Source organism: Pseudahrensia aquimaris, from assembly GCF_042676045.1.
Lineage (GTDB): Bacteria > Pseudomonadota > Alphaproteobacteria > Rhizobiales > Rhizobiaceae > Pseudahrensia > Pseudahrensia aquimaris.
Genome location: NZ_JBHTJV010000009.1, coordinates 552,020 through 576,031, shown reverse-complemented (window position 1 = coordinate 576,031; position 24,012 = coordinate 552,020). Strand labels below are relative to the sequence as shown.

Annotated in this window: 26 protein-coding genes; 8 read left to right on the top strand and 18 right to left on the bottom strand. The window is 54.7% G+C overall.

The features are described 5' to 3' along the window. Positions 1-5 precede the first annotated feature (5 nt). Together ACFQ14_RS11520 and ACFQ14_RS11515 are read left to right on the top strand one after the other, a co-directional pair. Entirely contained in the window at positions 6-602 is a 597-nt protein-coding gene (locus tag ACFQ14_RS11520; protein ID WP_377212878.1) for an NUDIX domain-containing protein, read from the top strand. Beyond that, positions 599-1,558, top strand: a complete 960-nt coding sequence (locus ACFQ14_RS11515; RefSeq protein WP_377212877.1) for a 2-hydroxyacid dehydrogenase — start codon at positions 599-601, stop codon at positions 1,556-1,558. Before ACFQ14_RS11520 ends, ACFQ14_RS11515 begins: the two co-directional genes overlap by 4 nt. Here ACFQ14_RS11515 and ACFQ14_RS11510 read toward each other — a convergent pair. The 3 genes from ACFQ14_RS11510 to ACFQ14_RS11500 all read right to left on the bottom strand — a co-directional run bounded on the left by ACFQ14_RS11510 (position 1,555) and on the right by ACFQ14_RS11500 (position 4,197). Beyond that, positions 1,555-2,415, bottom strand: coding sequence for a C40 family peptidase (locus tag ACFQ14_RS11510; protein ID WP_377212876.1), 861 nt, complete (start codon positions 2,413-2,415; stop codon positions 1,555-1,557). The two genes, ACFQ14_RS11515 and ACFQ14_RS11510, sit on opposite strands and share 4 nt — an antisense overlap. Next, positions 2,412-2,750 carry a MarR family transcriptional regulator gene (locus ACFQ14_RS11505; protein ID WP_377212875.1) on the bottom strand — a complete coding sequence of 113 codons (339 nt, stop codon included), beginning with the start codon at positions 2,748-2,750 and terminating at the stop codon, positions 2,412-2,414. The genes ACFQ14_RS11510 and ACFQ14_RS11505 overlap by 4 nt, the downstream gene beginning before the upstream one ends. Positions 2,751-2,811: 61 nt before the next feature. Continuing rightward, positions 2,812-4,197, bottom strand: coding sequence for a leucyl aminopeptidase family protein (locus ACFQ14_RS11500; RefSeq protein WP_377212874.1), 1,386 nt, complete (start codon positions 4,195-4,197; stop codon positions 2,812-2,814). 161 nt (positions 4,198-4,358) lie between these two features. Here ACFQ14_RS11500 and ACFQ14_RS11495 point away from each other — a divergent pair, with 161 nt between their 5' ends. Beyond that, positions 4,359-5,177 (top strand): tetratricopeptide repeat protein, encoded by an 819-nt coding sequence (locus tag ACFQ14_RS11495; RefSeq protein WP_377212873.1) that lies wholly within the window; start codon positions 4,359-4,361, stop codon positions 5,175-5,177. Here ACFQ14_RS11495 and ACFQ14_RS11490 read toward each other — a convergent pair. The 10 genes from ACFQ14_RS11490 to ACFQ14_RS11445 all read right to left on the bottom strand — a co-directional run bounded on the left by ACFQ14_RS11490 (position 5,174) and on the right by ACFQ14_RS11445 (position 15,942). Further along, on the bottom strand, positions 5,174-6,145 hold the full coding sequence (locus ACFQ14_RS11490) for an NAD(P)H-dependent flavin oxidoreductase (RefSeq protein ID WP_377212959.1): 972 nt from the start codon (positions 6,143-6,145) through the stop codon (positions 5,174-5,176). The two genes, ACFQ14_RS11495 and ACFQ14_RS11490, sit on opposite strands and share 4 nt — an antisense overlap. Then, a complete protein-coding gene (locus ACFQ14_RS11485; protein WP_377212872.1) occupies positions 6,142-7,113 on the bottom strand; it encodes a type II secretion system F family protein in 972 nt (323 codons plus the stop codon). Before ACFQ14_RS11485 ends, ACFQ14_RS11490 begins: the two co-directional genes overlap by 4 nt. 13 nt (positions 7,114-7,126) lie before the next feature. After that, the gene (locus ACFQ14_RS11480) at positions 7,127-8,125 is read right to left on the bottom strand and encodes a type II secretion system F family protein (RefSeq protein ID WP_377212871.1); all 999 of its coding nucleotides are present in this window, start codon (positions 8,123-8,125) and stop codon (positions 7,127-7,129) included. A gap of 20 nt (positions 8,126-8,145) precedes the next feature. After that, positions 8,146-9,825 (bottom strand): CpaF family protein, encoded by a 1,680-nt coding sequence (locus ACFQ14_RS11475; RefSeq protein WP_377212870.1) that lies wholly within the window; start codon positions 9,823-9,825, stop codon positions 8,146-8,148. A gap of 81 nt (positions 9,826-9,906) precedes the next feature. Beyond that, positions 9,907-11,646, bottom strand: a complete 1,740-nt coding sequence (locus ACFQ14_RS11470) for an AAA family ATPase (protein WP_377212869.1) — start codon at positions 11,644-11,646, stop codon at positions 9,907-9,909. Between the two features lie 55 nt (positions 11,647-11,701). Further along, positions 11,702-12,454: a CpaD family pilus assembly protein gene (locus ACFQ14_RS11465; RefSeq protein WP_377212868.1), complete on the bottom strand. Its 753-nt coding sequence runs from the start codon at positions 12,452-12,454 to the stop codon at positions 11,702-11,704. Positions 12,455-12,474: 20 nt separating this feature from the next. Beyond that, positions 12,475-14,004, bottom strand: a complete 1,530-nt coding sequence (locus tag ACFQ14_RS11460; RefSeq protein ID WP_377212867.1) for a type II and III secretion system protein family protein — start codon at positions 14,002-14,004, stop codon at positions 12,475-12,477. Positions 14,005-14,077: 73 nt separating this feature from the next. Then, a complete protein-coding gene (cpaB, locus tag ACFQ14_RS11455) occupies positions 14,078-14,890 on the bottom strand; it encodes a Flp pilus assembly protein CpaB (protein WP_377212866.1) in 813 nt (270 codons plus the stop codon). 189 nt (positions 14,891-15,079) lie between these two features. Then, positions 15,080-15,586, bottom strand: coding sequence for an A24 family peptidase (locus tag ACFQ14_RS11450; protein WP_377212865.1), 507 nt, complete (start codon positions 15,584-15,586; stop codon positions 15,080-15,082). Between the two features lie 191 nt (positions 15,587-15,777). Continuing rightward, the gene (locus tag ACFQ14_RS11445) at positions 15,778-15,942 is read right to left on the bottom strand and encodes a Flp family type IVb pilin (protein WP_377212864.1); all 165 of its coding nucleotides are present in this window, start codon (positions 15,940-15,942) and stop codon (positions 15,778-15,780) included. A 370-nt stretch (positions 15,943-16,312) separates the two neighbouring features. Here ACFQ14_RS11445 and ACFQ14_RS11440 point away from each other — a divergent pair, with 370 nt between their 5' ends. From ACFQ14_RS11440 to ACFQ14_RS11430, 3 genes are all read left to right on the top strand, one after another. After that, positions 16,313-16,816 carry a pilus assembly protein N-terminal domain-containing protein gene (locus tag ACFQ14_RS11440; protein WP_377212863.1) on the top strand — a complete coding sequence of 168 codons (504 nt, stop codon included), beginning with the start codon at positions 16,313-16,315 and terminating at the stop codon, positions 16,814-16,816. A 159-nt stretch (positions 16,817-16,975) separates the two neighbouring features. Beyond that, the gene (locus ACFQ14_RS11435; RefSeq protein ID WP_377212862.1) at positions 16,976-17,518 is read left to right on the top strand and encodes a TadE/TadG family type IV pilus assembly protein; all 543 of its coding nucleotides are present in this window, start codon (positions 16,976-16,978) and stop codon (positions 17,516-17,518) included. A 10-nt stretch (positions 17,519-17,528) separates the two neighbouring features. After that, on the top strand, positions 17,529-18,101 hold the full coding sequence (locus ACFQ14_RS11430) for a TadE/TadG family type IV pilus assembly protein (RefSeq protein ID WP_377212861.1): 573 nt from the start codon (positions 17,529-17,531) through the stop codon (positions 18,099-18,101). A gap of 66 nt (positions 18,102-18,167) precedes the next feature. On the opposite strand, the gene ACFQ14_RS11425 is transcribed toward ACFQ14_RS11430, so the two are convergent. The 5 genes from ACFQ14_RS11425 to dapD form a co-directional block, all read right to left on the bottom strand. Continuing rightward, entirely contained in the window at positions 18,168-18,761 is a 594-nt protein-coding gene (locus ACFQ14_RS11425; RefSeq protein WP_377212860.1) for a hypothetical protein, read from the bottom strand. Further along, the gene (gene dapE, locus ACFQ14_RS11420) at positions 18,758-19,966 is read right to left on the bottom strand and encodes a succinyl-diaminopimelate desuccinylase (protein ID WP_377212859.1); all 1,209 of its coding nucleotides are present in this window, start codon (positions 19,964-19,966) and stop codon (positions 18,758-18,760) included. Before dapE ends, ACFQ14_RS11425 begins: the two co-directional genes overlap by 4 nt. A gap of 44 nt (positions 19,967-20,010) precedes the next feature. After that, the gene (locus tag ACFQ14_RS11415; RefSeq protein ID WP_377212858.1) at positions 20,011-20,871 is read right to left on the bottom strand and encodes an MBL fold metallo-hydrolase; all 861 of its coding nucleotides are present in this window, start codon (positions 20,869-20,871) and stop codon (positions 20,011-20,013) included. An 88-nt stretch (positions 20,872-20,959) separates the two neighbouring features. After that, positions 20,960-21,448 carry a DUF805 domain-containing protein gene (locus ACFQ14_RS11410; protein ID WP_377212857.1) on the bottom strand — a complete coding sequence of 163 codons (489 nt, stop codon included), beginning with the start codon at positions 21,446-21,448 and terminating at the stop codon, positions 20,960-20,962. A 37-nt stretch (positions 21,449-21,485) separates the two neighbouring features. Further along, entirely contained in the window at positions 21,486-22,331 is an 846-nt protein-coding gene (gene dapD, locus ACFQ14_RS11405; RefSeq protein ID WP_377212856.1) for a 2,3,4,5-tetrahydropyridine-2,6-dicarboxylate N-succinyltransferase, read from the bottom strand. A 154-nt stretch (positions 22,332-22,485) separates the two neighbouring features. On the opposite strand from dapD, the gene ACFQ14_RS11400 reads away from it, so the two are divergent. Together ACFQ14_RS11400 and yihA are read left to right on the top strand one after the other, a co-directional pair. Continuing rightward, on the top strand, positions 22,486-23,334 hold the full coding sequence (locus ACFQ14_RS11400) for an LOG family protein (RefSeq protein WP_377212855.1): 849 nt from the start codon (positions 22,486-22,488) through the stop codon (positions 23,332-23,334). Beyond that, positions 23,331-24,008 carry a ribosome biogenesis GTP-binding protein YihA/YsxC gene (yihA, locus tag ACFQ14_RS11395; protein ID WP_377212854.1) on the top strand — a complete coding sequence of 226 codons (678 nt, stop codon included), beginning with the start codon at positions 23,331-23,333 and terminating at the stop codon, positions 24,006-24,008. The genes ACFQ14_RS11400 and yihA overlap by 4 nt, the downstream gene beginning before the upstream one ends. The last annotated feature ends 4 nt before the right edge of the window (positions 24,009-24,012 follow it).

Below are 24,012 nucleotides of genomic sequence, written 5' to 3'. Positions count from 1 at the left end.
CCTTTATGACAATTAAAGACACCCATCTCGCGGTGACAATCACGGATGAGCGGCTGGATCATCAGGGTTTTCGTTCGCTCAAGACGATCTTTTACCGCGAGGATATCAGCGGTATCGAGGCCAAGCGTGAGCTGGCCATCGCGCCCTGCGCTGTTGCAGTTGTCGCTTATGACCCCGATTTGGAAAAGCTCGTGATGATCCGCCAATTTCGTCTCGGCGCACAGATGGGCACAGGTTGCGGTAAGTGCGTTGAAGTGGTCGCCGGACTGATTGATGAAGGCGAAGCGCCTGAACAAGCTGCCATCCGTGAGTTGCAAGAGGAAAGCGGGCTCACGGCTAAACGTGTTGAAAAGCTGTGCCAATTTCTCACAACACCGGGCCTTGCCGATGAGGTGATCCACCTGTTCTACGCCGAAGTGGATGCCAGCAAGTTGGTGAGCGAGGCCGGGGAGGCGAGCGAGACGGAACAGACTTTTCCTTTCACCCTGTCTTTAGATGAGGCGCTGAACGCGGTCGATTCCAACGGCATACAAAACGGCATCGCAATGATCGCCCTGCTGTGGTTTGCCCGCCATAAAAACAGACTTGTGAACGCTGAGTGATGACAAAGCCGGATGTGCTGCTGCAAATTCGATGGGACGCCGACAACAAGGTGAGCGCATTCGCCGATCGTCTGGCAGGGCGCGAAGTGCTGAATTATGAAGGCGAGGCAGGCGTTGATTTGTCCGCAGTCCGATATGCGGTCGTTTGGAAGCCCGATCCCGGTTTGCTCGCTAGCCTTCCTTCGCTCGAAGTCATTTTCTCTCTCGGTGCTGGCGTCGATCATCTGCTTTCTGATCCACAATTGCCGACAGACAAACCAATTGTTCGGTTTGTCGATCCTGATCTTACCGGACGCATGGTCGAGTGGATTGCGCTGCAAGTGCTGCTTCATCTGCGCCAACAGCGCGTTTATGATGCCCAACAGCGCAAACGACTCTGGCAGGAGAACATGCAACCGGCAGCGAAAGACCTGCGGGTTGGGATTATGGGCTTCGGCGAGTTAGGCCAAGCCTGTGCCAAAGCTCTTTTAGCGCTTGGTTTCCCGGTGAACGGATGGGCGCGATCCCCCAAGCAATTCGAGGCCGTCACCACCTATGCAGGTGACGGTGAACTGGATGCCTTTCTGAATCACACAGACGTTTTGGTTTCGCTGCTCCCCTACACGCAAGACACACATGGAATTTTGAACAGCGCTCTTTTTGAAAAGTTATCACGAGACAATCCATTTGGAGCACCGTTCCTCATCAATGCCGGGCGGGGCGGTTCGCAGGTGGAATCGGACATTGTGGCAGCGCTGAAGGATGGCACGTTAGCGGGTGTTTCGCTGGATGTGTTTGAAACAGAGCCGCTGGACCCTTACTCTCCGTTGTGGGGTTTTGATAACGCGATCATCACGCCTCACATCGCAGCGTTGTCGGAGCCTAATGCGCTTGCGAATTATGTTGGTGACCAGATAGAGCGCTATGAGGCGGGTAGGTCACTTGAGAATCTGGTAGACATGAAACGCGGCTACTAGAGCCTGCGAACATGCGTGGGCTGTCCGTAAAGATAGCCAATCCGCTCAATAGCTTCCACAAGCGGCTCCACAGCAACATTCATCGTGTGGCCGTTTGCATGCAGCAAATTGTCAGCGTCGATCATGATGCCGACATGCCCTTTCCAGAAGACCAGATCGCCACGCCGCAAGTGCCTGTAGTCTCGGGTTTCAACTACAGCACCATATGTTGCCGCCTGCATGTCGGAGTCCCGTTGAACATCGATGCCACAGACACGGTGAGACAGCGTGACAAGTCCAGAGCAGTCTATCCCGAAGGCTGTTGCACCACCCCAAAGGTATGGTGTGTGCAACAGTGCTTCCGCCATCGCAACAGGATCTGACGGCAGATTATCAAGTGGTACAACATGTTGGGCGATGACCGAAGAGCCATCTTCCAAGACCAGATAATCAGTGCCCCGCGTTGTCGCTTCTCCTGTCACGATGAGGCGCGAACCCATGGAGAGAATGTCGGTGCGAGGAGATTTCAGATCTGACAGCGAATATAAAAACGTGCGGGGATGGGTGATGATATGTGTTGGTTTTGAGCCAATGGCCTCCAGCGTTTCGCTGCGAACATAGCCTACATATTTGAAGGCATCACACTGTATCCAAGACCAGCCATCCGCTTCCTCAAACACTTTCACCGTCTCACCGTGTACAGCTTGTGTATCGATGCCACTGTCGCTTTGCGGGCTGGGATGCATGTCGGCATAGGGGGCTGCAATCCGCGCCGGGCGACCTTCAACGAACCGTTCCGCTTCCACCTGCCCTTGCAAGCGAGCGTCTGCCAGATCAGGACGGTAAGCATTGAGACGGCGGTCCAGAACATATGTCATAGAACCGCATCTTCCGTTTGGCTGCTGACGAGGCGGGCGAACCGTTCCAAATATTCGGAACCCTGAACTGTGCGTTGTATGAGAACATTGCGGCGGTCGCGCTCATCTCGTCTGCGGTCGACCAGTTTCATCTGGCCCATCGTATCGAGAGCGCGGGTGATGACCGGTTTGGTCACACCCAAATGTTCGGCCAATGCACGCACGGTGTGAGGTGGTGGATTGAGGTAAACGGTGAGCAAAATTGCCATCTGCCGCATAGTCAAATCAGGCGCATCGGCATGGACCTGCGCCAGCGCTGTCTTGTGCCAAATCGTCAATGCTTGTGCGGGTGTCATGGCAGCGCCGTTTGTTTCGCCTCCGTATCAATTAGCATTGCAGGTGAGCCTGCGGCAAGGATCAGCGATAGGAGCGCTCGATATGAGCGAATAGAGCGCGGATCGCCTGCGCCTCGCCACCAGTTTTTGCCCAAGGTTTATCGGTGGGAACCCAGCCGAAAATATCGAAATGCGCCCACGTCTTCGCATTTTCGACAAAGCGCGACAGAAACAGCGCTGCCGTGATCGAACCACCAAAACCGCCAGACGTGATGTGGTTTACGTCTGCCACTTTGGATGACAGCATTGACTGGTAAGGGGCCCAAAGCGGCATACGCCAGAGCGGATCGAAGCAGGCATCAGCACGTTTCATCAAGGCATCGGCGAATGCGTCATCATGGGTGTAAAATGGCGGCAAATCGGGGCCAAGCGCAACGCGGGCTGCGCCCGTCAAAGTTGCCATGTCGATCATCAGTTCAGGCTTTTCTTCATCACCCCAAGTCAGACAGTCGCCCAAGACAAGTCTACCCTCCGCATCGGTGTTGCCGATCTCGACCGTTATTCCTTTGCGACTGTCAAGGATATCACCGGGTCGGAATGCATTACCCGATATCGCGTTTTCAACAGCCCCCACGATCACACGCAACCGCACGGGCAGCTTGGCCGCCATGATCATATGGGCAAGACCAAGCACGTTGGCGGCACCGCCCATGTCTTTTTTCATCAATGCCATGGAGCTGCCGGGTTTGATGTTCAAACCACCTGTATCGAAGGTCACGCCTTTGCCGACAAGCGTGATTTTGGCATGGCTCGCCTTACCCCATTTCATGTCCAACACACGCGGCGCATCTGTTGAAGCGCGGCCAACGGCGTGGACCATCGGGAAATTCTTTTTCAGCAGATCATTGCCTTTAATCACATTCACTTTCGCTTTGTGAGCACTGGCAATTTTGCGAAACGCTTTCTCGAGCTGGCTCGGCCCCATATCATTGGCAGGTGTGTTGATCAGGTCACGAGCCATAAACACGCCCTGAACTTGGAGCGCTGCCGTATCGCCTCCCGTCGCCACCAACTTGGCAGGCTTGGCGCTCTTTTTGCGATAGCGGGCAAAGTCGTATCCGCCCATCGCCCAGCCAAGATCTGCGGCAAGGGCATCTTTCGGCTTCTTCGCGAAGCGATAAGTCCCCTGCGGCAAAGCGCGGGCCAAAGCGCCGTGGGCCAAGCCGTTTTGCGGTTCGCCTTCCTCTCCCGTGCCAAACAAAACGCAGGCGATTGCACCTTTCTCATCGGGCACCACGCAATGCTGACCGGACTTTGCTGTAAAACCATTAGCCTTCGCCCAAGCAATTGCTTCTTTGCCCAGCGCGGCCGGCGGCTTCTTCATATCGTCTTTTGTGAGCGTATGAATTGGCACGGCCTTGTTGGAACGGGCTGCAAAAAGAGCGGAAGGGTCTGTATCGAATTTCATGGAGAAAGGCTTTCGTAAATGACGATGGGCGAACGCGATTGTCAGCCGATATTAACCAAGCATTAGGGTTAACAGAATACTTCTAAAAGCCACAATGGGTGCCCTCATGGGCGCAAGGCGGGCGCTCCGAAAAGCGCCTTTCGGGCACGGAAGCAAAAGTAATGACACATTCGATTTCCCTTTCCAAAACAGAGACAAGCAACACTGCTCGTTCGCTGATGGTTGCAGGAATTTTGGCGCTCAGCGTTGCCGTGAGCGGCTGCGCCTCGAAACGCCTGAGCACCGGCTCGGTCAATTCCAAGCCCGTTGACCAGATGTCCCAGACAGAGTTGAAGAGCGCTGCTGACGCTTGGGAGAAGCGCTACAAAGCCAACCCTGCAGACAAGAAAACAGGTCTGAATTTTGCCACCGCCTTGCGTATGACGGGCCGCAATGAGCAAGCGCTTGCTGTGATGAAATATCTCGCTATCCGCCATTCCACAGATGAAGAAGTACTGGCCGCTTATGGCAAAGCGCTTGCTGGTGCAGGACAGTTGAAAAAAGCGCTCACCGTCATTCAACGCGCACAGACACCAGACACACCGGATTGGCGATTACACTCCGCAGCTGGCGCGATCTACGACCAGCTTGGCAACCCCAAACAAGCGCGGATTGAATACCGCAAGGCGCTTGACCTGAAACCGAACGAACCGTCCGTCATATCCAACCTTGGCATGTCTTATCTGCTCACCGGCGATATGCGTGGAGCGGAGACGCATCTTCGCCAAGCGATTGCATTGCCGGGTGCGGACAGCCAAGTGCGCCAGAACCTTGCTCTCGTGATCGGCCTACAGGGTCGCTTTGCCGAGGCGGAAACGGTTGCCGCTGGTGAATTGTCTCCACAGCAGGCGAGCGAAAACATCGCATTCCTGCGTCAGATGCTTTCGGAACAAAACTCTTGGACCGAGTTGAAAGACAAAAAAGTAAAGCCGGCTGGCTAAACGGCCGAGAAGCGCCTTAGGCAGGTGACTGCCTGGGAAACCATCTCTTCTATGATATCGGCGGCGGGCCTTACGTCTTTGATCATGCCTGTGCCCTCGCCAACAAAGGTGTTGGCGATCTCGACATTTCCCTCTTGCCAAGCCTTGCCCCACATCTCCGCTTGTGCGCTTTGATCGGCCATCAGTCCTTCGAGATCATCGTGCCAACGCTCAGTGAACGGGTTCTTCAAAACACGCGCAGTGTAACGGTTGGGCCATTTCAACAGCCGGGCAAGATCCATGACGCTTGAGCGGATTGTGTCATCGCCCGTAGCCTTGATTGCCGCTTGCAGCATATTGGGGTGAACAAGCGCCTCTTCGCTGGCCCACAACCGGGAACCTACAAGCACGCCGTCCGCACCGAGCATGAGAGAGGCCGCCAGGCCCCTTCCATCGGCAATTCCTCCAGCAGCAACAAGCAGCGTGTCGGGCGCTGACCTGGCGAGCATGTCAGCAACTTCCGGCACGATGGTCATCGTGGCACGCTTTTCACCGTGACCGCCGGCCTCTGCCCCTTGAGCGATGATCACTTTCGCTCCGCAATCGACCGCATGACAGGCATCACGCAGACTTTGCACCTGACAGATGAGAGGGACGCCAGCGTCTGAAATCGCCGTGGCGAATGGCTTGGGATCGCCAAAGGAGAGAAACAGCGCTTGCGGCTTGCGGTCGAGCACCTGCTCTAACAGTTCAGGCTTTTGCGTCAGCGACCATGTGATGAAACCGCAGCCGACAGCCGTGTTACCCGCTTGTGCGAACTCGTTGGTCAACCAGTCGGCATCGCCATATCCGCCCCCGATAAAGCCCAATCCACCTGCCCGCGTCACGGCAGAAGCCAAGCGACCACCCGCTGCCAACGCCATGGGCGCAGACAGGATCGGGTGGTCGATATTGAAGAATTCGGTGAGCCTGGTTGAGAGCGGTTTTATGACAGCCTGTCCATCGCAGTGATAATTGCAGGGCCGAGGATGACACAGAAGATGATCGGCAGGAAGAAGATCATCATTGGAACAGTCATTTTTGGTGGCAATGCAGCCGCCTTTTTCTCGGCCTTGGTCATGCGTTCGTCGCGGTTTTCACGGCTGAGAACCCGCAGGGCTTGCGACAGCGGCGTACCGTATTTCTCTGCCTGAACGAGCGACATAACGATGTTCTTAACCGACTCAAGACCAGTGCGAGATGCAAAATTTTCCAGCGCCTGTCGACGTTCCTGAAGATAGGATAGTTCGGCAACTGTAATCATAAGCTCTTCAGCCAGCGGTAAAGACTGCGTACCGATCTCCTCCGAAACGCGGCGGAAAGAGTTTTCAATAGTCATGCCGGATTCAACGCAGATCAATGAAAGATCGAGTGCGTCTGGAAGGGCCATCGTCATGTCTTTCTGACGTGCTGACTTCTTGTTGTAGACCCACAAAACCGGCAGATAAAATCCGACGCCGCCAATCATCAGACTGAACAATATCTTCTGAAAGACACCACGCTCTGTGGGATCAATTAGAAAGAAATAGAGCAGACCAAGAATGATGAATGCGATCGGCAAAATTACCCGCATCGCCAAAAACAAGAACAAAGGTGACTGGCCCCGCATACCTGCCTGGTTGAGCGCAGCAACTGTTTTTTCATCCGCTAAAGCGTCGCGAAGGTTAAAGCGCTCGACGATGTCTTTAACCGCACGGTCCGGCTCACGGCGTTTTGCGCCCTGGCGAGGGCCTTTTTCGCTGGCAAGACGCTGCCGCTCGCGAGAGCGTATCTGATCGCGCTCAAGGGCCACGGATTTCATTCGGCTGCCCAGCCTGTCACCGCTGAACAGCGGCACGATAACTGTGTACACCGTTGCCATCACGCCAATAATGACGGCAAGAAACATGAGATTTTCGGGTTGAGTGAGGAACTCCATCAGACACGCTTTCCTAGAATTTGAAGTTCATCATTTTGTAAATTGAGCCGATGCCCATCGCGTAGAGAATAGCGATCGCAACGAGAATTTTGTGGCCCTGCTGCGTCTGCCAAAGGGGAGCCAGGAAGTCTGGTGAAACCACAAACAGCAGTGTCGCAATGGCGATTGGCAGTGAGCCAATGATGTAGGATGAAGCTTTCGCCTCCATCGCCATGGCTTTGATTTTGTCGGCCATAGCCTTGCGCTCGCGCAGTGTCCGGGAGAGGTTTTCAAGCGCTTCGGCCAAGTTACCGCCAGCGCCCGACTGGATCGAAATCACAATGGCGAAGAAGTTTGTCTCGGCAGACGGCACGTTTTCGTATAGACGCTTACAAGCATCAGGCACGGAGAGACCGACCTGTGTGGATTCAACCAGCTTTTGAAACTCGCTCTTCACTGGCTCACGCGCATCGTTGCCGATAATTCGAAGGCAATCGTTGAGCGGCAAGCCAGACTTGATACCACGTGTGATGATATCGATGGCACCGGGAAAGGCCATAATAAACTTCTTGATGCGCCGCTTGCGCTTGAAGCTGACAAACCAGTTGGTGATGCCCCAGCCAAAAATGAAGGACATGCCGGCTGCCACGTATAGCGGCGCGCCAAACATGAGCGGGAGAAGGAAAAACACCACCGAAATAACAACGCAACGCACGTAGAATTTCTTGGGCGTAATCGTCATGCCAGCCTGTTGCAATTTGCGCGCAAGGTCGGGCTTATTGACGTCCTTGTTCTGCGACTTCTGATTGTTGAGCTTTTTAATCGACTCTTCGCGCTGTTTACGCCGTTGCTTCTCATCGCTCGCATTGTTCTGCTTCTGAACTTTTTGTGCTTTGGAATGCGAAAGGCTTTTTCTGCGCTGCTCGATCTTCTTCTGGTTCGAAATAGAATTGTAGAAGACAGCGTAGACAATCAGACCCACGACGAGCATCGCGAGAGCTGCAAATATCAGGAAGTTTCTATCCATAAGCATAGCGTGTTTCCCTGTGTTCCCTATCGATCTTCTGCTGCATCAAGGGCCGCCGCGAGGCGCTGCTCTTCATTGAAGTAACGTGCGCGGTCCCACATGTGCGGACGGCCAACGCCGGTGGAGCGGTGCTTACCAATAATCTTGCCGTCAGCGTCTTCCCCCGTCATGTCGTAGATGAAGAGATCTTGCGTGATAACGACGTCACCTTCCATACCCACCACCTCGGTGATGTGCGTGATACGGCGCGAACCATCACGAAGGCGGCGAGCCTGAATGATGATGTCGACCGAACCGGTGATGATTTCGCGAACGGTTTTTTGCGGCAGCGTGAAACCGCCCATGGCGATCATGGATTCCATACGAGACAAGCACTCACGGGGTGAGTTGGCGTGAATCGTGCCCATCGAGCCATCGTGGCCAGTGTTCATGGCCTGCAAAAGGTCGAACACTTCCGGACCACGCACCTCACCCACGATGATCCGCTCAGGGCGCATACGCAGGCAGTTTTTGACGAGATCAGTCATGGTGATCTGACCTTCGCCCTCAAGGTTTGGCGGGCGTGTTTCCAGCCGCACCACATGGGGCTGCTGAAGCTGAAGTTCGGCGGAGTCTTCGCATGTGATAACCCGCTCGTCTTCGTCGATATAGTTGGTCATACAATTGAGTAGGGTCGTCTTACCCGAACCCGTACCGCCGGAAATAACGATGTTACAGCGGACCCGGCCAATGATTTTGAGGATCTCGGCACCTTCGGGCGAAATCGCACCGAAGTTTACAAGTTGATCAAGCGTGAGCTTGTCCTTCTTAAACTTACGAATGGTGAGCGTAGGGCCATCCAGCGCCAGCGGCGGCGCGATGACATTAACACGTGAACCGTCCATCAAACGGGCGTCACAAATCGGGCTGGCTTCGTCAACGCGACGGCCAACTTGGGACACGATGCGCTGACAGATGTTCATCAGCTGGTCGTTATCGCGAAACTTGACGTTGGTCGGCTCGGTTTTACCGTTCACTTCAATGTAAGTGTTCTTCGCGCCATTGACCATGATATCGGCGATGTCATCGCGCTCCAGCAGCGGCTCCAGAGGTCCGAAACCAAGAACGTCGTTGCATATATCTGCGAGAAGTTCTTCCTGCTCGGAAATCGACATGACGATTGATTTGATCGCGATGATGTCATTGACAATATCGCGGATTTCTTCGCGCGCGCCATCAGCATCCAGCTTGGAAAGCTGGGATAGGTCAATCGTATCGATGAGGGCTGAAAAGACCTGGGTTTTGACGTCGTAATAGTCTTCGGTCTTGATCTTGATGTGGTTGACATCAACCACCTCTTCCTCTTCCTCCGCGAAGGGGGCAGCGATCTTTTTGACCTTTTTCTGCCCTGTTGCGGTCAAACCTTGGCTGACCGTCGCCGGCAGAGTTTGCATGGGTGCACCGGCAGCAGGTGCGGGTGTTGCAGGCTGCAACGGCTGCGTCATGCCGGGTTGGGGCGCTGCTGTCGGAGGTGCCGTTGGCGCGGCTGCAGGCGGCTGCTGCGGTGCCATGGGTGGTTGCGCAGGCGCAGCAGGTGGAGCTTGGGGAGGCTGCGGCGCAGCGGCTTGCGGCGGCGCTTGGTGAGCTTCTGGCGGCATGGCGAGAGGCTGCTTGAAGCCACCTGCCCCACTACCATTGTCGGTCGTTCCACCCTTTTTCCCAAACATCCCTGATGCTCCTGTTACGCTTTTATACTGTTCGCCCCATTGCGGGGCATGGAGATTTTTCTGGCTCAACCCCTTTCGGGATTAAGCCTTTTTGCGGCTCAAAAATGAGAGCAGCGAACTGGTTTTCTTGCCCGGCTTCTCGCTGGCGTCGCGACGGTTTGTCAGCGTGTGCGCAAGGTTTTGAATTGCGGCTGCCACCTCTGACTTCGGATCAGCTTCAGCGATCATCTGACCGTTGTTTGATGCGTTACCGAAGAGAGCAGGTTCAAATGGAATGACTGCGGCGGCTTTCAGCTCTAGAGGCTCCATGAAATCATCAATTGAGATTTCAGGGCGCTTTGGAACGTTCACCTGATTGAGAACTATCAATGGTGCCTCGTCATTAGGACGGATCTCTTTGAGCGTCTCCAGCAGGTTTTTGGTGTTCCGCAAACTTGCAAGATCAGGCATGGCGGTAATCACAACACGGTCCGATGCCGCCAAGACATTGCGCGACCAGCCAGTCCAAACATGGGGCATGTCCAGCACAACGTTCGGCGTGCCACGTTGGGCAACTTCGAGCAATTGCATGAAGTCTTGCGGGCCGAAATCGTATTCGCGCTCCAGCGTGGAAGGCGCAGCCAGCAAGCTGAGATGGTCGGAGCACTTGGCAAGCAGGCGATCAAGATATGTGTCATCGATGCGGTCTGAGGAGAAAACAGCGTCAGCAATGCCCTGGGCCGGATCTTGGTCAAAATCGATATTGGCTGTGCCAAAGGGCAAGTCCATATCAGCAAGGATGACGTCGCTCTCGAATTCCGAAGAGATGGCGAAGGCAATGTTATGCGCCAAGGTGGACGAGCCAACGCCACCCTTGGCTCCGATGAACGTCATCGTGTTGCCGAGCGGCTCAGAATCCGGATTAACGAAGAGATCGTTCACAATGGTCATCAATTGCACCATCGTGATGGGCGCCACGAGGTATTCAGACACGCCGCGCGACATCAGTTCACGGTACAGCTGCACATCGTTGGCATGGCCAACGACCATAACGTTAGAGCCTTCGTCACAAACCTCTGCCAGACCCTGAAGCAATTGCAGTAAGCCCTCGTCGCGCAACTGGCTTTCCACGATAATGAGGTTCGGTGTCGCTGCGGTTTGGTAATAATCAGTCGCGGCAGGAATACCGCCCAATTGCACACTCACGTGCGCTTTGGCCATGCGACGGTCATTTGCGGCGCGGTCGATGATGCCGGCAACAGCTTCGGTTTCGCAAAAAGCCTGAATGGAAACGCGCGGCACCGGGCGCACGCCGGACATATCTTCTTCCGGCCCAACATAAGCATAGCCACCCATAGGGGCTTCCTGTGCTGTGGACTCAGCTTCTGGAAACACCGAAGCATCACTCATAGCCGGATCGGCATAGGCAAAGTCTTGCGCGGGTTCTGGCGCATAGCCTTGCGGCTGCAATGGCTCTCCAAAACCTTGGTCAGGGTCGGTTGGCATCACGGGTGCGGCCATTGCCGGATTAACCATTGATGCCGACATAGCATCCGCCATTGGCGGCGCTGTGGGGGCAACTGCGGGATCTTGTACAGGCATAGCCAAGCCCGCTGGCATGGGGTTAGCCTGCATCACCGGGTCTGTATAACCTGTCGGCTCGGCTGGCATGGCCAGACCAGAGACAGGCTCCATTGCTGCGGCAGCCGGGTCTCCCGGCACTGCCATAGGATCGTAACCCTGCGGGACTTGCATGTCTGGTGCCATAGGCTGATCGCCATGCGCGGCATCGACGGGAACGGCCATCGAGATAGCGTTTGGATCTTGGGCGGTGTCTGACATCTTCTTCTTTTCCTGACTGACTTACGCTTTGAGCGACAGAACTTGACGGTTTGACTTAGTCCCAGACCGGCTCGGGCATGGTTGTGAATTCCCGTGGCGGGGTCAGGGTTTCTTCACCCTTGCGATACTTGTCGATCACGTCCGCACGGCGAGCTGCATCCAGTGGTGACTGGCCTCTTGGTGCGATCAGATCCGCCGGATTGGCGATGATTGCTGCCAAGTTCTTTTGCGATGCACAGCCGAAATTGGAGTAATTGCGGTTTTCAGTGTGATTGCCGAGATCAGTATCCCACTTTCCGCATTCTCCTACTTCAGCGCGAACAGCACCGAAGGATAGGCGTATCGGTGCAGCAGTGCCGTGCTCACCTGCATAATAGGAGACGGTTGAAATGCGGTGTCTTGGAACGCCAACATTTGAGACAATGTCTACGATCTGAGGCGAAACATTCGCGGCAGCCTGCTCGTTTGGCGAGCCTTGCGGCAACATTATTGTGAACGTGCCATTGGCTGAGCGCTTGTAAGCCCGCGCAAAGCCTTCGATGGCGCTCGCATTGGGTGCGGAGATGCCATAGGAAGAGCTTGCAATCGGCATATCAAGCGTCTGCTCCCGTTCGCTCAACTCAATCGCGTGTCGCTTTTCGTAGTGATCCGGTGTCGAGCCGACCACGAAATGCCTCTTGGAGACATTTGCGCAACCCTGCAACACCATCAAAGGCGCGATTGTCGCGAGCGCCAAAATGGCGGTCTTTTTGCGAAGCGTGCCCGGCTTGCCCCGGTGGTTTTGTGCCTTGCGGTCTGAATGGGTCATGACGCTGTTACCTTTGCCCCTTATTTGAAAATGAAACCGACAGAACCTGTGTAGCGGCCCTTGGGAAGTTTGCCCTGCTTGGTGCCGTAGACGCGGTTAATGCGGCCCAGCAGATAGCCAGTGGAGTCGGAAGCTGGCTGGAAGTTCTTATCCGGCGTCGTCAGATTGCGGCGCGCGGTTGGCTTGACCAGATATGGCGTGACAATGATCACCACCTCACTCTCGTTGCGCACGAATTCACGTGACCGGAACAAGGTGCCGAAGAACGGAATGTCTTTCAGCCAGGGTTGGCCGTTAATGGCCTGACGAATGTTGTCTTGCACCAAACCGGCAATCACCATCGAGCCGCCGGATGGCAGTTCAACCGTGGTGTCAGCCAAGCGTTTGCGGGTTGTGAAAAGGCTTGCCCGAGACGTCAGTGCGTAAGTGCCCTGAGCCGTTGGCTCGGAGACTTCCGTGCGCAACTTCAGACTGATGCGACCCTGTGTCAGCACAACTGGCACAAAAGAGAGAGCGATACCGTAATCGAGCGATTCAAACTCGATGCCGCCGTCACCCTTAATTTCTTTGGGCGTCCAATAGGAACCACCGACGCGGAAGTGGGCCTTTTCGCCCGAAATTGCAGTCAGACTTGGCTCGGCAAGCGTGCGCATGACGCCCGTGCGTTCCAGTGCCCGATAGGTTGCACCAAATGTGCCTAGCGAATCCGAAGCAAGGAAGCGGCCACCCGCAACGCCAGCAGTTTCAAGCGTGGAGGCTTGGCCACCGAGGATTTGGAAACCCAGGCCATCAGTGCCTTCGCCAATGCCGTTGGAGGCGTTGAAAATATTAGGCTCAATACCAAGTTGCTTAACAACGGAGCGCTGAATTTCTGCGATAACAACTTTCAGGTGAACCTGATCTTCACCATCAACACGAAGCATGTTGATGATCGGGTCAGGCTTTTCCTCATCATTGCTGGATGTGTCGCCAACGACCAGCTGTCCAGATCCGGCAGCACCAGAATCGTCGTCGGTCTCGCGGCCCTCAACAAAAACACGCGCGATACGCATGGCACTTGCAGAATCTTGCGGCGTTGCCACGTAGCCGGTCAGCACGAGATTGTCGTTGATCATTTCCGCTTTCACGTTGGAATTCGGGATCAAACGATGGATTGTCTCTTCCAGCATGGCGATGTCGCGCTCAATGCTGAGTTCCAGCGCTGCAATCTGTTTGCCGCGACCGTCAAAGATAAAAATGTTGGTCTGACCGATCTCTTTACCGAACAGATAAATCCGGCGTGAAGTGCGGGTGACAGCATCTGCAACTTCTGGGTTTGCAACCAGAATGTCGTGCGCATCTGCTGGCAGATCAATCACGATGGACTTGTTAAGTCCCAGTCTAACCGCCTGAGTTTTGCGTGAATCGGCAACTTCCAACTTGATGTAGTTGCGCGGGCTTTCCTGTGCCGAAGCTTGTTGAGGCAAGACGATGCCCTGTGAAAACACGCTGGATAGCGCGAGGCTGACGGCGGCGGCTAAGCTCAGGCCAGATCTTGCGACAGACCGCATGCTAAAGGAGGCGGCTGATGCAGTGGTATGTGCGTTTGTGTGTTTCATTGCAAAGGACTCTGTTTCAACCGGTTTATTTTTTGGTGCGAACATCGGAGCTGTCACCACCACGGATCATCCGAACGGTGCTACCGACTTCTTCTTCTTTTGAGCCCAGGTCCGTTTTAGACGTACCTGAGAGAGATGGATTGGAATCAGCCACACTGCGCAGAACAAGCGTCAGCTGATTGCTGGAGGCGGCTTTCGAAACGGTCAGGACTTCTGCCTGATAAGCGGATAGTTCCAGCGTTGCCGTTTCGCCGATCTGGAATTTCTCGCCGTCTTTTTCTTCAACCAATTGGTCAATCGCCAAGACGCGGACATTGGTGAGAATGGTGTTCGTCATCCAACGGTCCTGATTGTCTTTGTAACTCATGATCACGTCGACGCGGTCATTGGGCAGAATGAAGCCGCCGGCGGATGTTTCAGCCTGAATGCGAACCGATGCGGCGCGCTTACCAGCAGGAAGAATTGCTGAAAGGTAGCCCGATTCAGACTGAACGAGTTTCTGCTGGCGGATTGGCTCACCTTCGAAGAAGGAAGAGCGGGCAATCTGCTTGGCATACGTCTCAAGCGCTTCTGGATCGCTTTCACGGGTGATGAAGCTGTCGCGCAAGCTGGTTTGCGGCCATTCTTCCCAGGCTAGACGCTCCTCGGTCAGCGAAGAACCCATCGGGATAGCTTCGTTGGCCACGAGCACGTCCACAGTCGGGATGCTCTGCACAGGGGCATTGGATGCCACCACAACAGGGGCGGCTGATGGGGCCATCATGTTGCGGGCTACGAAGGCAAGGCCTACGGCTGCAATCAAGGCAATTCCCAAAACGATCATCTGCATTGGTTTCATGGAACCAAACTCCGTTACGCGTGACAGTCACACTCACGGTCAGTTTTGAACGTCATTGGTGTAATTATAGTTAATGGGCGGCTGACAAAGATGGTGAATGAAAAGTTTATGCTTTCAAAGCCGCCAAAAGCCCACAAAAAAGCCCGCCGGATGGGCGGGCTTCGATGTCTGGTATGGGGCCAGCTGTGTTTAGAGCACAGCCATTTTGAACAATTGCGTGCTGGCAATCGCGTACAGACCAGCAATGCCCAGCGGCACTCCATAAGGCACACCGCCCATCGGATTGACCAGCCAAGCATGAAAGAAGGGCACTCTCTCAGCAAGCGAAAGAGGAGTGAGCTTTCGGGCGGCAAAAACCAGCGCGATGAGAACCACGCTACTGATCGCAAGCGCGTTGATGTAAGGCCCAACAGCAACCGGCCCAACCCAAAGAACGGATGAGAACATCATTTTGACGTCTCCTGCCCCCATTCCGCCGAGCAGAAACATCAGGAAACCGATGGCGAACACGACAATGCCGATCAGCATTGTTATACCCAGCAATTGCCAACTCATGCCGATCAAAGGCACCGAGATAGCAAAACCAGCCAGCAAAGCCAGCGACAAATGGTTGGAAATCTTCTGCGTGAGAATATCGGAAATCATGGCGATAATCATGCAGCAGACGAACAGCGTCAGCAAAAGTGTTGCGATCATGGGTCGGTCTCGGTGTTCACAGAATGCCGCGTAGCGGCTTGATCGAAGCAGGATAGTGTCGCTGGCTTAAATGCTGGTTAAATGCGAAGCCGCCTTCCAATGCAAAAAAAGGCCACCTCCGAGGAGATGACCTTTCTTTTGCGTCCGGGACGAGTGCCCGCGAGGGGCGCCCGATCCGTCCGATCCTGGAATTAGATGACCAGGAAAGGAACAACGCCGTTGAAGAGGTTCAACAGGCCGCCACCAAGCGCCTGGAAACCAGCAACGGCAGCAACGCCGATAAGAGCAGCCAGAAGGCCGTACTCGATAGCAGTTGCACCGGATTCGTCTTTGAAGAATTTTTTGATCATAGTCATTGTGGTATTCCTTACTCCACGTGTTACAGCAAAATCTGCCAGAGTGTTTCCCCCGATCAGATGAGCCCAACTTACGGCTGGCGATTTAGGATTGGTTTAAGGAATATGGTTGACGAAACCTAACAGCGCCAGATTGTCGCTCATGGTTTCGACTTGGCTAATTGCATCGCTAAAATTGCATCTCGCAGCGCCCGGGATCGGCTGAAGTGTCAACCTGAATTCTCCGTATTATAATGTATAGGCGAAAACCAAGGCCAAATAGGCCTGTTTCAGCCCTTCGGCGTCAACGTTGAAACCCTTAAAACAAAATTCACCATTTTCGCGGACCATGCTTGCAGTAATCAGGGTAACAAGTCTGGCGTATCCCATCATGAAGAAAATCTTCTCATTGTCTTTGAAGTCACTTGCGGCTTTGTCTGTTTTGACTACGGCTGCAGCTATCGTGACACCGATGCAGGCACAGGCCGAAGGTCAGGGTGCGTTCGCTCCATCTGGCAATGCGCTGAAGGTAATCGTTGATCGGGCGAAAGTTGTTCGGTTTGACCGCAGCGCCAGCACCATCATCATTGGCAATCCGCTGATTGTTGATGCGACCTTGCAAGACTCTCAGACAATCGTTTTGACTGGCCGTAGTTTTGGCGTGACCAATCTCATCGTCATCGATGAAGCCGGTGAAGCCATCATGGACGAGACCGTGGTTGTGGGCGCACACGAGACCAACTCCGTGCGCATCTACCGCCGCACAAACCGCGAAACGCTGGCTTGTTCTCCAGTTTGCGAACCGACGCTGACAATCGGCGATCAGGCTGCAACATTCGACAACACGCTGGATCAGGTTAAACGCCGCAACGAGCTTTCCAGGCCTCAGCGCTAGCGTACAAAAGCCGTCTTCACGAAGGCGGGGTACTTTGGTCAACAAATGGTAAACCAAACCCCGACAATTTGAGGGGTCTGTGGAAGAGTTTTTCAACCCGTTTCATCTAGCATTCAGGCGAGGGACATATCTGTCCGGGCTGGATGAAATGAGATGGAAATGGAAAAGCAGAATAAAACCCCTGTGAAAAACAGGTGGCAGCCATTCAAGCGCTTCAGAAAAAGCGAAGACGGTGCCACCGCTGTTGAATTCGCGATGATTTGCGCACCGTTCTTCATGATTGTCGGTTCGATCTTTGAATTTGCGGTCGCCTATTTGGTGCAAGGGATGCTGCATCACGGCGCAGCGGATGTAGCCCGCTTGGTGCGCACAAACCAGATTACTGCCGGCACGCACACTGAAGCGCAGTTCAAGCAGGTGGTTTGCGGGCTACCTTATATGGGCCTGTTCGATTGCGAACGGCTTGTGGTTGATCTTCAGACCGTTGCCCAGTTTGGCGCACCGGGAACGCCGCGCAACGCGGACGGCACTCTCAACACCCAAAACATGAGCTTCAGCCCCGGCGGACCGAATTCAATCAACGTTATGCGTTTGTACTACGAGTTTCCCGTGCTGATGGCATGGATGCAGGGACTTGGCACTGATGCGACACCGAATGGCCGACTGATGACCGCCACCCAGGCGTTCATGATCGAGCCATAGGAGAGGGATGATGACGATGACAATGGAAAAGAACATGCGCAAAGCAAAGCGCACGATCCGCCGCTTCCTTCGAGAACAAAAGGCGCTGGCAGCAACTGAATTTGCGCTTGCCCTGCCCTTCTTGCTGACACTCTATCTGGGTTTTGCCCAGCTCGCTCGGGTGGACGCTTATCATTCCCGCGTTGGCGATACGGCATCAACGATCAACGACCTTGTGGCAAAGCTGCCGCAGGTTGGAACAGCTCAACTGGACGCTGTGATGTTGGCCGGAGCGGCCATTGCCGGTTCCATAGGGCCGCAAATACAGGTGCAGGTGATTGGTGTTTCAGTGGACGATCAGGGAGACGCGACAGTGCTTTGGTCTCGCGGCCGAAACGCTACGCCGCCTGCCGCTGGCTTGCCTTACGATCTGCCGGATAGCCTGACAAACGAGGCCGGATTTATCGTGGTCACCAAAAGCGAATACAACTACGACTGGTCGCCTACTAAATTTGCGCCCATGCCGCCGGTGAACATCAAATACAACTATTACCATGTGCCGCGTTCGAGCGACATCACGGACTGCGTTGGCTGCAATACTTAAGCCATTCCAACGCTAGGAAACAAAGGCCCGACAGCTCAATATTTGGAGCGGTCGGGCTTTTTTGCTTTAGAGCCCGAACAGTCGGTTGAACCATAAGTCAATCAGCAGCGAGACGCCTGCTGAGATGGCGAAAAACGTGAAGGCTTGGCCATTTGATATGCTGAGCGATATACGCAACAACCGCACTCCAATGACGACCAGACACGCAATAGCGCCAAACAAAATGATCGTCGCAAGGCTGCCAGATGGTTCGGGGTGGCTGAATGCCTCCAGCTTCAACAACACAAAGAACGGCACTGCAAAGATAAGGCTCACCACCGGTGAGGCCCAATTGTGCACGATCACAGCGGTGGAAAATCGCCGCTGGAGATCTTCCGTCCGGCACAGCAAAAACAGCGCCAACATTGAGGCAATGTAGGCCATTAGGGCGATGAACAGCATCGTCGCGGCAAAAACGAGTGGGTTTTCGATTTTGGTGACTTCAATATCGAAGCGCGCACCGTGGGTGAATACCATAATCGCTCCATCGATCAGGGCGACCAGCGCCAACCCTTTGAATGATCGGTAAAAGCCATCTGCACTGGTATCCAGTCGCTCCAGCCCACGCTCCCGACCCAAAATGACGTCAGTTGCGGCGCTAAGGTTTGCGATCACGGTCATGTGGCTCGGCCGAGATAGTCTTCCAGGAACCGCTCATACACGGCGGTGAGCTGATCCAAATCAGCCAGCGGCACGTGCTCATCCACCTGGTGCATAGTCTGACCAACAAGTCCGAATTCAACGACCGGGCAAACATCTTTGATGAAGCGCGCATCAGAGGTTCCACCGCCAGTCGTCAAAGCAGGCGCTTGGCCGGTGACGGCCTCAACGGAAGACGACAAGGCTGCGATGAGAGCATCATCGCGGGTTAGGAAAACGTGGCTTGGGCGCTCGGTGTAAGCAATTGAGTACGAGACCGGCGGGCGACGTCCACCCTTTTCCGGCTTGCGCAGGCGTTCTTCGCGGGCGGCTCTGGCCAAGCGTTGTTCGATCTCTTGTTTAATCGTGTCTGCTGTCCACGTATCATTGAACCGCACGTTGAACGTGGCCGTGGCCCGCGCGGCGATAACATTGAACGATGGATTGCCCACATCGACGCTGGTGACCTCCAGATTGGTAGGCTGGAAAGCGTCAGTTCCTTCATCAAATGGTTCCCACAAAAGACCATCAATCAACATCGTCATTCCGCGAACGGGATTATCGGCCAAATGCGGATAGGCGGCGTGGCCCTGAACACCCTCGACAGTAATGGTGCCCGATACCGAGCCGCGTCGACCAATCTTGATCGTGTCGCCCAAGTGATTTGCATTGGTTGGCTCGCCGACGATGCAGGCCTCGATGCCCTCTCCCTGCTGAACCAGCCAGTCCAGAATGGCTTTTGTGCCATTTATTGCCGGTCCCTCTTCGTCACCCGTTATCAGCAGTGAGATGGAGCCCGCTATTGGCTTGCCCGCTGCCAGATGTGCTTCCACGGCTGCAAGAAAGCAGGCAATGCCACCTTTCATGTCTACCGCGCCGCGCCCAAACATGATGCCGTCGCTTACATCGCCACCGAACGGTCCGTGGGACCAGGCGGTTTCATCGCCAACAGGAACAACATCTGTGTGACCGGCAAAGCAAAGATTGGGCGCAGCCTCTCCCAATCGTGCGTAGAGATTTTCAACGTCTGGTGTGCCCGGTGCAGAAAACGTTTTGCGCACCGTGCGAAAGCCCAGCGCATCCAGCCGCGTTTGGAGATAGGTAAGCGCTCCGCCTTCTTCCGGCGTTACCGAAGGACAGCGAATGAGGTCACGCAAGATTGCGGCGGGGGGCGTAAGGCTGGTCATGCAAGCGGTTTATGACCGACGCGCTAATGGGTCAATCGGTGAGATCAATCAAAGCTGCGCGGAGCATAGGAAACGCCGGGCATCAGCATCACGGTTGGCTGTTTTGGAAGGTTGCGCAATGAGAGAACCAACTTCTTCTCGCTCACCGTTTGAACCGGAATGTCGTCTCCCAAATGCGCGAGAAACTGCGGCAATGCACCTGCGAAGCGCACATGCATGGGCAAAATCACTGAGGAGCGCAGTCTGTCGAGCAATTCGCGAACGCTGTCATGGCGCAATGTCAGGCCACCATCCACCGGCACCATCACAACATCCAAACGGCCGATCTTCGCCAAATGATCTTCCGACAATTTGTGATGCAAATGCCCTAGATGGCCGATGCACAAACCGGCAACCTCGAAAATGAAAATCGAATTGCCATCTGGAACCGTTCCATACCGCAGCAGATCTGTCGTCACGTTGCGCACGATAACATCGTTGATTTGCTCATTATGTTCGGCAATTTTTCCGGGCTCGTTGTTCCACCCGCGAAAAGCGCGGGTGACATTCGGATCGTAGCTGTTGGTGTAGTGCGAAGAGTGCGCTTGGTTCATCGTTGCAATTGTCGGGACAACGCCGTCCGTCGTCCAACCCGCATAATCTGTGATGATGCGCTCGCCCGATGCGGTTTCGATAAGATACATCGAATGGCCCTGGTATGAGATTGCAACTTCAAACTGGCTCAATTCTGCGCTCTTGAAAGAGGCGAATTGAACATGAGGCATCTCCGGTCCGCGCAAATTGTCAGCGACAGCGAGGCATGTGCTTACCGGACCCTTTGATTGTGCAGATGCGGGGATGAGTTGCGCAACGAAAGCAAACGCAGCTGTGGCAAGCGCGAGAGATGTCTTTCGGGGGGAGAACATGGGGCTGAGCACTCCTTTGGTTATTCCAAGGCTATGTCTGCCAACAAGGGTTCGGCAACCCCCCTAAAACGCCGCAGGTGGTCGCGCGCTATTCAAAAACCTCAACATCAACCTCACCAACACCCAACGGGTTGGGACCGAAACGGTTGGGGCCGTCAGTGCCGCGCAGAAATCCCAACTCAACGAAAAACCAGAGAAACACAATAAATGTTCCGAACGAGCCCATCACAGCCAAAATAGAAGATGGACCCTGAATTTCTTGGATAAAGCCTTGCACCGCGCCTATGGCAACCGGCAGCAGGATCCACCAGCCGGACTTGTTGCGGTCATGCAAACGACGGACTGCAAGAGAGAATATCGAAACATAAAAGGCAAGAACAAACGGAATCACCACAACGATGAGCCCGAAAATGCCGATTACAGAATTGGCGGTCCCCGAGCCGAGGGAGCCGATGCCCACCATCAAGACGGCAGCAGCTGCATAGAGGGCTAAAATGCAGCCCAAGAAAGCGAAATACCTCAACCAAAAGGGTTGGCGGTTGAGGCGTCCTTGAAACGAGAAATATCTGCCGAGCAACGCCTTAATCGTCTATACCCTTTGTCCAGCTAGTGATTCAATCGCGCAGCAATTCGTTGATGCCTGTCTTCGAGCGTGTTTTTTCGTCAACGGTTTTCACGATCACTGCGCAATAGAGGCTTGGGCCAGGTTCGCCATTGCCCATCGGCTTGCCGGGCATAGCGCCTGCAACGACCACCGAATAAGGCGGGACTTCGCCGTAAGTGATCTCGCCCGTTGCACGGTTCACGATCTTGGTGGACTGGCCGATATAGACGCCCATTCCCAACACCGAGCCTTCACGCACGATGCAGCCTTCAACCACTTCTGAGCGCGCGCCGATGAAACAATTGTCTTCGATAATGGTCGGGCCAGCTTGCAGCGGCTCCAAAACGCCGCCGATTCCAACACCGCCGGAGAGGTGCACGTTCTTGCCGATCTGCGCGCAAGAGCCAACGGTTGCCCAGCCATCGACCATTGAACCATCATCTACGTAAGCACCAAGGTTCACGAAGGACGGCATCAGCACGACGTTCTTGCCAATATAAGCTGCGTGGCGGCAGATCGCGCCGGGAACAGCGCGGAAACCGGCTTCGCGGAACTGTGCAGCACCCCAGCCTTCAAACTTGGATGGCACCTTATCCCACCAGACGGACTTTCCGTTTCCGCCGTCAATCACTTCCATATCGTTCAAGCGGAAAGACAACAGCACGGCTTGTTTCAGCCATTGATTGACGACCCAATTGCCGTCGTCGCCCTTGTGCGCAACGCGCGCTTTGCCACTGTCGAGCAGATTCAGCGCTTCTTCCACCGCTTCGCGCACCGCACCTTGGGTGTTGATGGAGACGCTGTCGCGTTCTTCGAAGGCTTTTTCGATGGTAGCTTGCAGGTCGGCGTGGCTCATGGGTTTCTCGCAGTCTTGAAGTTTTGTTGCGCCTTTATAGCGGTGCGCCTGTTCGCTGCAACGGCTTTTGCACTTTGACGCATCGCGCCCCTATCGTTATGCGTTCGCGTTGGACGCATACGCGTCAAATTCCATGCTCCATCAGGAAAATTTCATGGCAAAAAATCAGATGCCCCAGCCGCACAACCCGTTGAAGCGTTCGTCAAAAGACCGCGAGCAGGTCAAAGCCGTTCCCGACACGCCACAAACGCGATCGCCTGCCTATAAGCTAGCCTTTGATGACCCCGACTTTCTGTGCAGGCCAGAGACACGGCCAATCCGGTTACAGTTAGAACTTCTCAAGCCGGAAATGATGCTGGAAGAGGCTGGAATTGTTTCCACCACAGTGCTTTTCGGCGGTGCTCGCATTGCAGAACCAGGCACGGAGCCTTGGGCTGCGAAGAACGAAACCCAGCGTAAGAACCTCAAAGCGAGTTCGAAATACTACACCGAGGCCCGCCGTTTCTCCCAGTTGGCGTCGGAGGCTTCGGCCAAGACAGGTTTCACTGAGTACGTTGTCGTCACAGGCGGTGGCCCCGGCGTCATGGAAGCAGGATCGCGCGGCGCACTGGATGTTGGCGCACCCAATATCGGCCTCAACATCGTGCTGCCCCACGAACAAGCGCCCAACGAATATGTAACGCCGGAATTTTCGTTCAACTTCCACTATTTCGCGATCCGCAAAATGCACTTTTTAATGCGGGCATCTTCAGTTGCAGTCTTCCCCGGTGGCTTTGGCACATTGGACGAGTTTTTTGAAACGCTGACGCTAATCCAAACAGGGCGCATGGAGCGGGTGCCTGTTTTGTTGTTTGGAAAACACTTTTGGGACCGAGCCATAAACATCGAAGCGCTTGCAGAAGAGGGCACGATTTCGCCGGATGACATGAACCTGTTCACCATCGTCGATAGCGCTGAAGAGGGCTGGAAAGTCGTCAGCGATTTTTACGGATTGTCAGCGTGAGCGAGCCAACACCGGAGGAGCTTGAACGCGCCGCAAGAAAGGGCGCGGGGCGAAAGTTCTTTGCCAATCCATGGATTTTTGTGCGTGGTGTGCCGTCAATGGAGTTTCTGCCGCCGGAAGGTCCGTCTGAAATTGCGTTTGCGGGCCGCTCCAATGTGGGCAAGTCTTCGCTCATCAATGCACTGACGGGTACTAAAGGATTGGCGCGAACATCAAATACGCCCGGGCGGACGCAGGAACTGAATTTCTTCGTTCAGGAGGGTGAGTTCGAAGACGGCATTCCGCCGCTCGCGCTGGTTGATATGCCCGGTTATGGCTTCGCGAAAGCACCAAAAGAAGCCGTCGACAAATGGCAGCAGTTGATCTTCTCTTACCTACAGGGTCGAACCACCCTGAAGCGCGTGTTCGTGCTGATCGACAGCCGTCATGGCATCAAGAAAAATGATGAAGCTGTGCTCGACCTGCTGGACAAGGCTGCCGTCTCGTATCAAATCGTTTTGACGAAGGGCGACAAGATTAAAGCGCCTGCGCTGGTAAAGCTGGAGGCGGACACGCTGCTGCGGATTAAAAAACGTCCCGCCGCTTTTCCAGAGCTTGTATCCACATCGAGTGAAAAAAGCGCAGGGATCGACGATTTAAAGGCCGCAATAATGTATTCCGCCGGGCTCGCTTGAGCCG

Bases quoted from the DNA above. Each gene is read 5' to 3' on its own strand.
- ACFQ14_RS11400 (WP_377212855.1), top strand. From the start codon at position 22,486: ATGGCAAAAAATCAGATGCCCCAGCCGCACAACCCGTTGAAGCGTTCG.
- ACFQ14_RS11510 (WP_377212876.1), bottom strand. From the start codon at position 2,415: ATGACATATGTTCTGGACCGCCGTCTCAATGCTTACCGTCCTGATCTG.
- ACFQ14_RS11450 (WP_377212865.1), bottom strand. From the start codon at position 15,586: ATGATCGCAACACTTTTGCTGACGCTGTTCGTCTGCTGCATGATTATC.
- ACFQ14_RS11465 (WP_377212868.1), bottom strand. From the start codon at position 12,454: ATGACCCATTCAGACCGCAAGGCACAAAACCACCGGGGCAAGCCGGGC.
- ACFQ14_RS11440 (WP_377212863.1), top strand. From the start codon at position 16,313: ATGAAGAAAATCTTCTCATTGTCTTTGAAGTCACTTGCGGCTTTGTCT.
- ACFQ14_RS11435 (WP_377212862.1), top strand. From the start codon at position 16,976: ATGGAAAAGCAGAATAAAACCCCTGTGAAAAACAGGTGGCAGCCATTC.
- ACFQ14_RS11425 (WP_377212860.1), bottom strand. From the start codon at position 18,761: ATGACCGTGATCGCAAACCTTAGCGCCGCAACTGACGTCATTTTGGGT.
- ACFQ14_RS11520 (WP_377212878.1), top strand. From the start codon at position 6: ATGACAATTAAAGACACCCATCTCGCGGTGACAATCACGGATGAGCGG.
- cpaB (WP_377212866.1), bottom strand. From the start codon at position 14,890: ATGAAACCAATGCAGATGATCGTTTTGGGAATTGCCTTGATTGCAGCC.
- ACFQ14_RS11415 (WP_377212858.1), bottom strand. From the start codon at position 20,871: ATGTTCTCCCCCCGAAAGACATCTCTCGCGCTTGCCACAGCTGCGTTT.
- ACFQ14_RS11430 (WP_377212861.1), top strand. From the start codon at position 17,529: ATGACGATGACAATGGAAAAGAACATGCGCAAAGCAAAGCGCACGATC.
- ACFQ14_RS11485 (WP_377212872.1), bottom strand. From the start codon at position 7,113: ATGGAGTTCCTCACTCAACCCGAAAATCTCATGTTTCTTGCCGTCATT.
- ACFQ14_RS11500 (WP_377212874.1), bottom strand. From the start codon at position 4,197: ATGAAATTCGATACAGACCCTTCCGCTCTTTTTGCAGCCCGTTCCAAC.
- ACFQ14_RS11470 (WP_377212869.1), bottom strand. From the start codon at position 11,646: ATGTCAGACACCGCCCAAGATCCAAACGCTATCTCGATGGCCGTTCCC.
- ACFQ14_RS11480 (WP_377212871.1), bottom strand. From the start codon at position 8,125: ATGCTTATGGATAGAAACTTCCTGATATTTGCAGCTCTCGCGATGCTC.
- ACFQ14_RS11460 (WP_377212867.1), bottom strand. From the start codon at position 14,004: ATGCGGTCTGTCGCAAGATCTGGCCTGAGCTTAGCCGCCGCCGTCAGC.
- dapD (WP_377212856.1), bottom strand. From the start codon at position 22,331: ATGAGCCACGCCGACCTGCAAGCTACCATCGAAAAAGCCTTCGAAGAA.
- ACFQ14_RS11505 (WP_377212875.1), bottom strand. From the start codon at position 2,750: ATGACACCCGCACAAGCATTGACGATTTGGCACAAGACAGCGCTGGCG.
- ACFQ14_RS11445 (WP_377212864.1), bottom strand. From the start codon at position 15,942: ATGACTATGATCAAAAAATTCTTCAAAGACGAATCCGGTGCAACTGCT.
- ACFQ14_RS11495 (WP_377212873.1), top strand. From the start codon at position 4,359: ATGACACATTCGATTTCCCTTTCCAAAACAGAGACAAGCAACACTGCT.
- ACFQ14_RS11475 (WP_377212870.1), bottom strand. From the start codon at position 9,825: ATGTTTGGGAAAAAGGGTGGAACGACCGACAATGGTAGTGGGGCAGGT.
- dapE (WP_377212859.1), bottom strand. From the start codon at position 19,966: ATGACCAGCCTTACGCCCCCCGCCGCAATCTTGCGTGACCTCATTCGC.